We start from the raw sequence: 11,654 nt of genomic DNA on the forward strand, positions 1-11,654 counted from the left end.
TCGCGCAGGTTGTGGATTTTTCGCAATATAACACACTCTAATAAAGAGTTAAGAGAGTTCTGATGGCATATTCACATTATTTTTGTCAATGAAATGAACGACACTAAGTGAAATTATTCATTGCAGATGTTATTTATCATCTGTGTAATTATCGGTTGGAGTTTATTAATTACGTGAGGGGAATCTTAGGCTTTCGAAATATCTTACGGTTAATTTTCACATTACCGTTATTCCGCTAGCGTTAATGAAAATTTCAGCTAAGGCGACCTCCCTGTCCCCTTAGCCGAACCTTACGGCGTCGGCAGCGTTGCCTCATCCTGCTCAACGGCAAAACAGGCCACCTGCTGTTCACCAAAACGTTTCAGCTGTGGCTGTAGCTGGGTGCAGCTGCTCATCCGCCGGCGGCAGCGGGCGTTAAACGCACAGCCCGGCGGCGGATTCAGCGGGCTGGGCAGCTCGCCGGTCAGCTTAATACGCTCACGCCGATCGTCCGGGTTGAGGCGCGGGGTGGCGGAGAGCAGCGCCTGGGTATAGGGATGGCGCGGGTTGGCGAAAATCGCCTCCTTACTGCCCTGCTCCACGCAGCGGCCGAGATACATCACCATCACTTCATCAGCAATGTGTTCGACCACCGACAGATCGTGGGAGATAAACACGTATGAGAGCCCCAGCTCCTGCTGCAAATCCATCATCAGGTTCAGCACCTGGGCACGCACCGACACGTCGAGCGCCGACACCGGCTCATCGGCGATCAGCACGTCCGGGTCCAGCATCAGCCCGCGGGCAATGGCGATACGCTGCCGCTGGCCGCCGGAGAACATATGCGGATAGCGGTCATAGTGTTCGGTTTTCAGCCCGACTTTGGCCATCATCTCCAGCGTTTTCTCGCGGCGTTCCGCCCGGCTCAGCGAGGTATTAATCATCAGCGGCTCTTCCAGAATCTGGCTGACTTTCTTACGCGGGTTCAGTGAACCATAAGGGTTCTGAAAGACGATCTGAATTTTCTGTCGGCGCAGCTGCTGTGCCTTAGGGTCGGGCTGCAGCAGATCCTGGCCCTGGTAATAGAGCTGGCCCTCGGTGGGCGTTTCAATCATGGTCAGCAGGCGGCCCAGCGTCGACTTGCCGCAGCCGGACTCGCCGACCACCGCCAGCGTTTTGCCGCGTTCCAGGTTAAACGAGACGCCGTCCAGCGCCTTGACCAGCCGCTCCTGGCCGAAGAGGCCCTTTTTCACCGGGTAGTGTTTTTTCAGGTCGATCGCCTGCATCAGCAGCGCCGGGTTGAGATTTTCAGGCTTCATAGACGGGTCTCCCGGCATCATCCAGTGGGAAATGGCATTTCGCATAACGTCCGGCCAGCTCATGCATGGCCGGCTCTTCGGTACGACAGCGTTGGGTGGCGTACGGGCAGCGCGGGTTAAGCAGGCAGCCGTCGGGGCGGTCATATTTGCCCGGCACCACGCCCGGCAGGGACGCCAGCCGCGCTTTGTCGCTGGAGAACTCCGGCAGCGCGCGCAGCAGCGCCTGGGTGTACGGATGGCGCGGTGCCTTAAACAGCTGCGCCGCCGGCCCGGTTTCCACCACCTGCCCGGCGTACATCACGATGATGTGCTGCGCGGCCTCGGCCACCAGCGCCAGATCGTGGGTGATCAGGATCAGCGCCATATTCTCCTGACGCTGCAGATCCAGCAGCAGCTCGATGATCTGCGCCTGGATGGTCACGTCGAGCGCGGTGGTCGGCTCATCGGCAATCAGCAGCTTCGGCCGGCAGGCGATGGCCATGGCGATCATCACGCGCTGGCTCATGCCGCCGGAGAGCTGGTGCGGGTAAACGTCCAGCCGCGAGGCCGGATCGGGAATGCCCACCTGGGTCAGCAGGTCAATCGCCCGCTGACGCCGGGTGCGGCGGTTGCCGCCCTGGTGCACCTTGATCGCTTCCATAATCTGGAAGCCGACGGTGTAACAGGGGTTGAGGCTGGTCATCGGGTCCTGGAAAATCATCGCCACTTCCGAGCCGACCAGCTGGCGGCGCTCTTTTTCGGAGATGCGCTGCAGATCGCGCTGGTTAAACACCAGCTGCTCGGCCATCACCCGGCCGGGATAGTCAATCAGGCCCATGATCGCCAGCGAGCTGACCGATTTACCGGAGCCGGACTCGCCGACGATGCCGACCACCTGCCCCTGCTCAACCTGATAGCTGATGCGGTCGACGGCGCGGAAGGGTGCCTTTTCGTCACCGAAGTGCACCGAAAGTTGGTTTACTGTTAAGAGTGCCATCGCGCTGCCTACTGTTTGAGTTTCGGGTCGAGAGCGTCGCGTAATCCGTCGCCCATCAGGTTAAACGCCAGTACCGTCAGCAGTATCGCCACGCCAGGGAAGGTTACCACCCACCAGGCGCTCTGCGCGTACTGCAATACGTCGGAGAGCATGGTGCCCCACTCCGGCGTCGGCGGCTGTGCGCCCATTCCCAGGAAACCCAGCGCGGCCATATCGAGGATCGCGTTGGAGAAGCCCAATGACGCCTGCACGATCAGCGGTGCCAGGCAGTTAGGTAAGATATTGATAAACATCTGCCGCAGCGGCCCGGCCCCGGCCACGCGCGAGGCGGTGACGTAGTCGCGGGTGGTCTCCACCAGCACCGCGGCGCGGGTCAGGCGGATGTAGTGCGGCAGGGCGACAAAGGTCAGCGCCAGCGAGGCGTTAACGATCGACGGGCCGAAAATCGCCACCAGCACCAGCGCCAGCAGCAGGCTCGGCAGCGCCAGCATGATGTCGACTAAACGCATAATCGCCGCGTCAACCGCCCCGCCGACGTAGCCAGCCAGCAGGCCAAACACCACGCCCATCACCAGCGACAGCACCACCACCAGGCAGCCGACCAGCAGCGACAGCCGCGCGCCGTACATCAGGCGCGACAGCACGTCACGGCCGACGTCATCGGTGCCCAGCAGGAACTGCCAGCTGCCGTTTTCATGCCACACCGGCGGCTGCAGCAGCGCCTGGCGGAACTGCTCGGACGGCGCGTGCGGTGCCAGCACGTTGGCAAAAATGGCGATTAACATCATCAGAACCACGTACACCAGGCCGATCACCGCGCCTTTATTACGCTTAAAGTAGTGCCAGAATTCCTGTAACGGGGTCATCGGCTTGGGGGCAGCAGCGGCGCTGCCCGAATTGATCACAGACATATGGCCCCCTATTTTCTGTGGCGAATGCGCGGGTTAACCACGCCGTAAAGCAGGTCAACCAGCAGGTTGACGAGGATAATCAGCGTGGCCACCATCAGCACGCCGCCCTGCACCACCGGATAGTCGCGGCGTTGCAGCGCGTCGATCAGCCAGCGGCCAAGGCCCGGCCACGAGAAGATGGTTTCGGTGAGGATCGCCCCGGCCAGCAGCGTACCCACCTGCAGACCAATCACCGTGACCACCGGCAGCATGGCGTTACGCAGCCCGTGCACCACGATCACCCGCAGCGGCGTCAGCCCTTTGGCGCGCGCGGTGCGGATGTAGTCTTCGCTGAGCACTTCCAGCATCGAAGAGCGGGTCATACGCACGATCACCGCCAGCGGGATGGTGCCGAGCACGATGGCGGGCAGGATCATATGCATCACCGCGTCTTCGAAGTCGCCCGGCTCGCCCCAGATCAGGGTATCGATCAGCATAAAGCCGGTCAGCGGCTGGCTGTCATCAAGAAACACGGTATCGCCGATGCGGCCGGAGACCGGCGTCAGGTTCAGCTGCACCGAGACCAGCATGATCAGCATCATGCCCCACCAGAAGATCGGCATCGAATAGCCGGTCAGCGAGATGCCGACGGCGGTGTGATCGAAAATGGAACCGCGTTTGACCGCCGCCAGCACGCCTACCGGGATACCGACGGCGATAGCAAACAGCATCGCGCAGACGCCCAGCTCCAGCGTGGCCTTAAAGCGCGGTACGAACTCGTCCCACACCGGCACGCGGCTTTTCAGCGACAGGCCTAAATCGCCGTGCAGCACGCCGTTGATATAGGTGATGTACTGCTGCCACAGCGGCTTATCCAGCCCCAGCTGGGCCATCAGTTCGGCGTGACGTTCAGGGGAGATCCCGCGTTCGCCGACCATAATCATCACCGGGTCACCGGGGATCATGTGGACAAACGCAAAGGTTAACAGGGTGATACCAATAAACGTTGGGATGACAAGTCCCAGACGTCGGAGTATGAACTGCAGCATAATCCGGATTCTCTTGTGTTCCCGCCGACCGTAGCCAACGGGATTATTATTGCTCACATCCTGCGGCGGCGTGAACGCCTCCGCGACGCAGCGGACTGCGCCTTGACGACCTGGTTTTGCTTCCGGGCAAAGGGGCCACGCGGCGGCCCCGGCAGAAAGTCCTCAGGACCGGTTCTCACCGGCCCTGAGCATTACTCCTGGATGTCCACGTTATCGAAGTGGTGTTTGCCCAGTGGATCGACTACGTAGCCAGACACTTTTTTGCTGACCGGCTCATAGACGGTGGAGTGGGCAACGATCAGCGCCGGCGCCTGGTCGTGCATCACCACCTGCGCCTGCTTGTAGTACTCAATGCGCTTGTTGTGATCGGCTTCGGCACGCGCCGGCTGGATCAGGTCTTCAAACGGTTTGTAGCACCAGCGTGAATAGTTGGAGCCGTCTTTTGCCGCGGCGCAGCTGAACAGGGTCGCGAAGAAGTTGTCCGGGTCCCCGTTGTCGCCGGTCCAGCCCATCATTACCGTCTGGTGCTCACCGGCTTTGGCGCGTTTCAGGTACTCGCCCCACTCATAGGTGACGATTTTGGCCTTCACGCCGATTTTCGCCCAGTCGCTCTGGATCATCTCGGCCATGCGGCGCGCGTTCGGGTTATACGGACGCTGCACCGGCATCGCCCACAGGTCGATGGCGAAACCGTCCGCCTTGCCCGCTTCTTTCAGCAGCGCTTTGGCTTTTTCGACGTCGTAGCTGTAGTCCTTAACGCTGTCGTTGTAGCCCCACATGGTCGGTGGGATCAGGTTTTTCGCTGCCTGGCCCGCGCCCTGGTAAACCGCGTCGATGATCGCCTGCTTGTTAACGGCCAGCGTCAGCGCCTGGCGCACCTTGACCTCGTCCAGCGGCTTCTTCTCGGTGTTGAACGAGACGTAACCGACGTTCAGGCCCGGCATCTGCATCAGGTTGATGTTTTTATCTTCCTTCATGCGCGCGATATCGGCCGGGTTCGGGTACGGCATCACCTGGCACTCGCCCTTCTGCATTTTGGCATAGCGCACCGAGGCGTCCGGGGTGATCGAGAACACCAGGCGGTCAATCTTCGGCTTGCTGCCCCAGTAGTCCGGGTTGGCCTTATACAGAATGCGGGAGTCTTTCTGGTACTGCAGCAGCTGGAACGGGCCGGTACCGACCGGGTTCAGGTCAAGTTTGTCCTGGGTGCCGGCTTTCAGCATGTTGTCGGCATATTCGGCGGAGAGGATTGAAGCGAAGTCCATGCCCAGATCGGCGAGGAACGGCGCTTCCGGGCGGGTCAGAACAAAGCGAACGGTGTGATCGTCCACCTTCTCAATTTTGCTGATCAGCTTCGGCATATCCATGCCTTCGAAGTACTCGTAGCTGCCGCCGGAGACGTTGTGATACTTGTTGTTTTTATCCAGCTGGCGCTCAAACGAGAACACCACGTCATCGGCGTTAAACTCGCGGGTTGGCTTAAAATCTTTGGTGGTCTGCCACTTCACGCCTTTACGCAGGTGGAAGGTGTAGGTTTTACCGTCTTCACTGACGTCCCATTTCTCCGCCAGGCCCGGAACCAGTTCGGTGGTGCCGGTCTTGAACTCCAGCAGGCGGTTATAGATCGGCACCGAGCTGGCGTCATAGGTGGTGCCCGAGGTAAACAGCTGCGGGTTAAAACCCTCCGGCGAACCTTCAGAACAGTACACCAGCGTTTTGGCCTGCACGCCAGCGGTGATCAGCAGCGCAATGGCGCTAAGGCCGACCTTTAGCATGGCGGATTTTTTGGCGGAGTGGGTCATTCGTGTGCTCCAGTAGTCATGTGATGTTGTGTTGTTGTTTGCTGTACGCCGATCGTTTTTTTTGAGTGATCTGTGCGTGGTGCCTTGCGGCGTCACCAGGATTAGTCGGAATTACATTCCCTTACCTTTTGTAGTGAGGCTCCAATTTGGCAACTGTTGCAGGTAACGTCAATACAAACGAAGGGTATTTACGCAGAGTGTGAGTCACTGCAAGCAACGATAAAAAAAACAATTCGAGCACATTTTTAGCGTTACCGTTTTAAAATATTAAAATAAACGCTATTTCATGCTGGATATTTAGCGACAAACCAGTCAGTTTCATTGCGAAAAAACGCCAAAATTAATCTCTATGTGGTGCGTTATGGCGCGATAAAGTTGTCCATATGGCTAACTTATAGATAAAAATGCTGCAACAGTCGCTGTATTTTCATATATACAACGCAACATTGAGCAGAGTAATACGCGATGCGAAATAAGTGACTGATTACTGGCGGGTTGCCGCTTTTACGCGGTAAATCAGTGCGCCACGCGCGGGGAAGCAGGGCAAAGGAGATACCGGCATGCAGCATAATCTACGGTGATGACCGATCGCAGGGGATCGCGGCTTACCAGGGAAGGACCCGGCCCGTCAGGGCCGGGGTCATACGGAGATCAGGGCTTCGCGGGGGCGGCTTTCGCCTGCGGATCGGCACACCAGTTGTTGGCCGGATTAATGCCGCCGTTCGGCGAGGTGTAACCCAGGCAACCCAGAATGGTGTCATACAGCTCGACGTGGCGGTGCGTGGCCCCGGCGCGCTGCTGCGCCCGCAGGCGATCGAACGCCTGCTGGTTCGTCGGCTCGGCCAGCCAGCTGTCGGAGGCCCAGACGATCATCGGCACGCGGAACTGCTCCGGCGGCGCCATCTGCCGCGGCGTGCCGTGCAGGTGCATATTCTCACTGATTGACTCACCGTGGTCGGCGGCGTAGAACACGATGGCTTTCTTATCGCGCAGCTGGTCAAACACGCTGTCGAGCACCGAGTCGGTATATAGCACCGAGTTATCGAAGGCGTTAATCAGCATCGCTTTGCTGCAGGTATCGTCCACGCCCATGCACTCAGGCTGGTAGCGGGCGAACTCACGCGGATAGCGCTGGGAGTAGAGGTAGTGCGAGCCTTTGGTGTGCAGCACCACCAGGTGTTTACCCTGCGGGTGCCGGTCGACCGAGGCCTTCAGCTCCGGCACCAGCAGCATATCGTCGACCGATTTACCCTGGTTGCGCTTTTCGGAACCAATCTGTTCGCGGAACGAATAGCTGTCGGCGTCGGTGTTGTTGTAGAACCACACCTCGCTCTGCATGGCGAACAGCTCCGAGCTGAAGCCCAGCTCTTTCAGCACCGCAAACACGTTCTGCTCCTTCAGCGTGCGGCCCGGGTTATCCATGGTGCCGCCTTCGCGCACAAACATGCAGCGCAGCGACAGCTTGGTGGCGGTGTCGCAGGACTCGCCGCGGAACGCCACCAGGTTTTTCTCCCGCGCCATCTTCGGCGTGGTATCACGGTCGTAGCCCAGCAGGCCCATATGGTCCCAGCGGGTGGTTTCACCGATCACAAACACCACGTAGGTATCATCAATCCCGGCCGGGGCCTGATAGGTAAAGTTTTTCGCCGGGTCGAACAGCGACTCGCCGTGCATCTTCTCGTCATAGGTGGTGTAAGCGAACAGCCCGAGCGCCGACAGCCAGTTAGACGGCAGGTAAGAGTGCGCCACCACCCCGCCGTAGCTGGGCAGGTCGACGTTGGTCAGCTTCTCGTTGGCGCTTTGTGTGCGGTCAAAGTAGCGGATCGGCAGCCAGACCAGCGCCACCGCCAGCAGCAGGGTCAGCAGCGGTTTCAGCCGCTGACCGCGGGTTTTCAGCTGTGCCAGCAGCGTCATCTGCTGCGGGTTGAGCCACAGCAGCAGCAGCGGCAGCACGCTGCCCAGCACCATCCACAGCACGAAGTGCAGACCGATCACCTCTTTCGACAGATCGACGTCGGTGGTCATCACCGAGGCGACGATGCCGTAGCCGATCACCACGTTAAAGTTGGCGATGTAGTAGCTGGCCGAGACCGAGACCAGCACCAGTACGCTGGCGGTCAGCCGGTAGAACCAGCGCCCGCCCAGCGACAGCACGCGCAGCAGCACGAAGGTCAGCAGGGTTGCCGCCAGCACTTCGGCCAGCGCCGACAGCCACTGCATGGCTTTAAATTCAGCAAGATAGGGTTCAAAACGACGGTAAAAAACCGGCAGGTTGAGCAAAATACCAATATAGAAGGCCAGCAGCAGACAGACCTTCTGCTGGCTAAGAGACTTTATAAAATTCATGCGAGCATAATCCTGGCGTAATCTGAACAAAACCCAAACACGATCTAAACGCTAGTCAGACCCTGATGCCGCTTCAGAGTTCGACCGGAGAGCCGATTATCCGCAAGGCCGTCGATTACCAGAGTGTTCTGATGACGAAAGTGGGGGTGTTTCCTGAAAGCAGGGCGCCAGTTAAGCACAGCGGCGGAAATTAGTCTGTCAAAGGCTGTAAAAACATTTTAAAAAGTCAGGATTTCGCAAAAAAGACGATATTTTCCGTTCATGGTCACGCCAGCGGTAATCCGCCCCGGACGGGGGACAGCCCGCCCGGGGTCGGTGAACGGGCCAGTCGCGGCGGCAAAGGCGGGTACGCTGAATCCGCAGCCTTTGCTGAAGGCAACCCGGCAGCGCTGGCGGGTACGCCGGTATCCTCAGGGCAGGATGAGCCGGCGGCCCGCCGCCGGGGCTGGGGCGGGCGTTCGCGGTGTCAGCGCAGGATGTTCAGCGTGACGTCGATATTGCCGCGGGTGGCGTTGGAGTACGGGCAGACGATATGCGCTGCATCAACCAGACGCTGAGCCTCGGCCTCATCCATTCCCGGCAGGTGGATATCCAGCTGCGCCTCAATGCCAAAGCCGGTAGGGATCGGACCAATGCCGACCTGACCTTCGATAAATGCCTCTTTAGGCATGGCAATCTTGTCGCGACCGGCGACAAACTTCATCGCGCCCAGGAAGCAGGCCGAGTAACCGGCGGCAAACAGCTGCTCCGGGTTGGTCACTTCGCCGCCCAGACCGCCCATCTCTTTCGGCACGCCCAGTTTGACGTCCAGTACGCCGTCGGACGAGGTGGCACGGCCATCACGGCCGCCGGTGGCTTTCGCTTTTGCACGGTAAACGACTTTTTCTAATGACATGGTATAGCCCTCTGTAAGTGAATCAGGAATATATTTTGCGATTAAATCGCGCACTACATAAATAACAAAACCTGTCTCTGATGCAGGCAGCGGGATCCCCCCCTGCCTCATTAACCCTGCAGATTATCGCGCAGCGATTCCAGCTGGCCCTTCAGCGACTGCAGCTGTTCCAGATCGCAGGCTGACGCGCAGCGTACCGAATCCGGAATCGATAATGCCTTATCCCGCAGGCCGCGCCCGGCGTCGGTCAGCGTCACCGCCACCTGACGTTCATCCTGACGCGAACGCTGCCGCAGCAGCAGGCCGGCGCTTTCCAGTCGTTTTAACAGCGGGGTCAGCGTGGCAGAATCGAGAAAAAGACGCTTGCCAATCTGCGAAACCGTTACGTCATCCTGCTGCCACAGCACCATCATCACCAGGTACTGCGGATAGGTGATCTCCAGCGGAGCCAGCAGTTGCCGGTACAGCTTGTGCAGCGCCAGGTTGGCCGAATAGAGCGCGAAGCACAGCTGCTGGTCGAGCAACAGTGGCGCATCTGCCGGTTGTTTGTCATCTTTATCTGTAGTCATGAGAGAAAATATAAATAGTGCACTATACAATTGCAAGCAATTTTATTTCAGGGGAGAAAACCATGCAATCACTGGAAGAACGCGCGCGGCGCTACGCCAGCAAAGCCCATGCGGATGCGGGGCAGCGGCGCAAATATACCGATGAACCCTATATCGTTCATCCGGCGGCGGTAGTCGAGCTGGTGCGCAGCGTCAGCGATGATGAGCAGATGCTGGCCGCGGCCTGGCTGCACGACACGGTAGAGGATACCACCAGCACCGGGGGCGATCTTAGCAGCCATTTTGGCGAGCGGGTGGCCGCTCTGGTCGCCGAGCTGACCAACAGCGGCGACAGGCCCGGCCAGAACCGCACGGCGCGCAAAGTCGCACATTTTGAACACACCGCGCACGCTTCACCGGCGGCACAGACCATCAAACTGGCGGATATTATTGACAATACCCGCGCGATTATCGATTTCGATCCCCACTTCGCGCGCATTTATCTGGTGGAAAAGCGTCTGCAAATTGCCCTGCTGACCAAGGGCGATCGCCAGCTGTTTAACCAGGCATCGCAGATCGTTGAGCAGGGTATCGCCCGGCTCAGCCAGCCACCCTACAACGTGCCGCCGGCGTGGTTCGACCGTCAGGCCGAAAAATATCGCCAGCTTGCGCACAAAATCGGCGAATAAGCGACGAAACGCGACGATAAAAACGCCTTAACACGCATTTTGTGCGGTTGCCGGTTGCAGGGCATAGAATGCGAGGAATTGAGCGCTCAATTGCCTACACTCCCCCGTTTTGCCAGCGTAACGGGGAAAATTATGTCGACCGATTTGAAAATTATCAGAAACACCACCATCACCTTTCTGGCCTTTGCCGCCTTTCTTAGCGCGATGATGGGGCTGGTATTTATTGATGTGGTGTGGATGCACAACGCGCTGCATGAAACCTCATTTACCGAAATCACCCAGGAGCTGATCCTCGCGGTCATCGCCCTGCTGTTTTATCGCCGCGCCAGGCGTCTGCCGGCCGAACGCCCGCTGCTGCTGCTGGTGGCCGGCTTCTTCGGCTGTATGCTGATCCGCGAGCTGGATTTCCTGTTCGATCTGCTGCACCACGGCAGCTGGTTCTGGTTTGCGCTGACCCTGACCCTGGTCAGCCTGCTGCTGGCGTGCCGCCAGCCGCGTCTGCTGATCGCCGGGCTGGCTGACTTTATGCGCGCTCCCGGCTGGGGCATGATGTCGGCAGGTATGCTGACGATTCTGGTGTTTTCACGCTTTTTCGGCATGCATGAGCTATGGCAGACCCTGATGCTGGACGGCTACAACCGCACGGTAAAAAACATGGCCGAAGAGGGCAGCGAACTGCTGGGCTACAGCCTGTGCCTGTTTGCTACGCTGATCTACGTCTGCCCGTGCCTGACAATAAAAAGGCAACCGGCTTAAGCGGTTGCCTGATGATGGAGCAGGCAGCGTTCAGGCTGCCTGTGACGTTACCCGACGATGCTAGCGCCATTTCACACGTTGTACCCATATTTCCCGAGAGATCCGTTGCGCCCCTTCAGATTTGACCTTTCTCACCTGCAGCTGAATGCGATCGCTTTTTTGCGTCAGATAGGAAACCTGAAACGACGCGCGTCGCTCGGTGATCTCAAACACGGATGAAATAGTTTTATGATCCACCCACCTTTTCTGCTTCCAGCACCACAAGGCGATCAGCATATATAAGGGCTGGCCGGCATATCTGGCCAGTTCGGCAGGAATACGGCTACCTTCATGGTTACGTTGCTGCACCACTTTGGCGATTCTGCCAGGTTTGGCAACAGAAGGGGTCTTACCGGCATCATTCAT

11 protein-coding genes are annotated in these 11,654 nt (G+C 58.7%); 2 read left to right on the forward strand and 9 right to left on the reverse strand.

Going from position 1 to position 11,654, the window contains the following annotated elements; genetic code table 11:
- Positions 1-290 precede the first annotated feature (290 nt).
- The 8 genes from dppF to ASF13_RS20205 all read right to left on the reverse strand — a co-directional run bounded on the left by dppF (position 291) and on the right by ASF13_RS20205 (position 9,825).
- On the reverse strand, positions 291-1,298 hold the full coding sequence (gene dppF / locus ASF13_RS20170) for a dipeptide ABC transporter ATP-binding subunit DppF (RefSeq protein ID WP_056240768.1): 1,008 nt from the start codon (positions 1,296-1,298) through the stop codon (positions 291-293).
- Positions 1,288-2,274 (reverse strand): dipeptide ABC transporter ATP-binding protein, encoded by a 987-nt coding sequence (dppD, locus tag ASF13_RS20175; protein ID WP_056240770.1) that lies wholly within the window; start codon positions 2,272-2,274, stop codon positions 1,288-1,290. The genes dppF and dppD overlap by 11 nt, the downstream gene beginning before the upstream one ends.
- Positions 2,275-2,282: 8 nt before the next feature.
- Positions 2,283-3,185, reverse strand: coding sequence for a dipeptide ABC transporter permease DppC (dppC, locus tag ASF13_RS20180; protein ID WP_056240772.1), 903 nt, complete (start codon positions 3,183-3,185; stop codon positions 2,283-2,285).
- Between the two features lie 8 nt (positions 3,186-3,193).
- Positions 3,194-4,213: a dipeptide ABC transporter permease DppB gene (dppB, locus tag ASF13_RS20185; protein WP_056240776.1), complete on the reverse strand. Its 1,020-nt coding sequence runs from the start codon at positions 4,211-4,213 to the stop codon at positions 3,194-3,196.
- Positions 4,214-4,404: 191 nt separating this feature from the next.
- On the reverse strand, positions 4,405-6,015 hold the full coding sequence (gene dppA / locus ASF13_RS20190) for a dipeptide ABC transporter periplasmic-binding protein DppA (protein WP_056240779.1): 1,611 nt from the start codon (positions 6,013-6,015) through the stop codon (positions 4,405-4,407).
- A gap of 651 nt (positions 6,016-6,666) precedes the next feature.
- Positions 6,667-8,361, reverse strand: a complete 1,695-nt coding sequence (gene eptB, locus ASF13_RS20195; protein WP_056240782.1) for a kdo(2)-lipid A phosphoethanolamine 7''-transferase — start codon at positions 8,359-8,361, stop codon at positions 6,667-6,669.
- Between the two features lie 466 nt (positions 8,362-8,827).
- Positions 8,828-9,256, reverse strand: coding sequence for an organic hydroperoxide resistance protein (locus ASF13_RS20200; RefSeq protein ID WP_056240785.1), 429 nt, complete (start codon positions 9,254-9,256; stop codon positions 8,828-8,830).
- A gap of 110 nt (positions 9,257-9,366) precedes the next feature.
- A complete protein-coding gene (locus ASF13_RS20205; RefSeq protein ID WP_056240788.1) occupies positions 9,367-9,825 on the reverse strand; it encodes a MarR family winged helix-turn-helix transcriptional regulator in 459 nt (152 codons plus the stop codon).
- A 62-nt stretch (positions 9,826-9,887) separates the two neighbouring features.
- Here ASF13_RS20205 and ASF13_RS20210 point away from each other — a divergent pair, with 62 nt between their 5' ends.
- Both ASF13_RS20210 and ASF13_RS20215 read left to right on the forward strand, forming a co-directional pair.
- Positions 9,888-10,493: an HD domain-containing protein gene (locus tag ASF13_RS20210; RefSeq protein WP_056240792.1), complete on the forward strand. Its 606-nt coding sequence runs from the start codon at positions 9,888-9,890 to the stop codon at positions 10,491-10,493.
- Positions 10,494-10,625: 132 nt separating this feature from the next.
- Positions 10,626-11,249 (forward strand): hypothetical protein, encoded by a 624-nt coding sequence (locus ASF13_RS20215; protein WP_056240796.1) that lies wholly within the window; start codon positions 10,626-10,628, stop codon positions 11,247-11,249.
- Between the two features lie 60 nt (positions 11,250-11,309).
- Here the strand turns inward: ASF13_RS20215 and ASF13_RS20220 are convergent, their stop codons facing one another.
- Positions 11,310-11,654, reverse strand: a complete 345-nt coding sequence (locus ASF13_RS20220; protein WP_056240799.1) for a CaiF/GrlA family transcriptional regulator — start codon at positions 11,652-11,654, stop codon at positions 11,310-11,312.

This window comes from Erwinia sp. Leaf53, assembly GCF_001422605.1.
Taxonomy (GTDB): Bacteria; Pseudomonadota; Gammaproteobacteria; order Enterobacterales; family Enterobacteriaceae; genus Erwinia.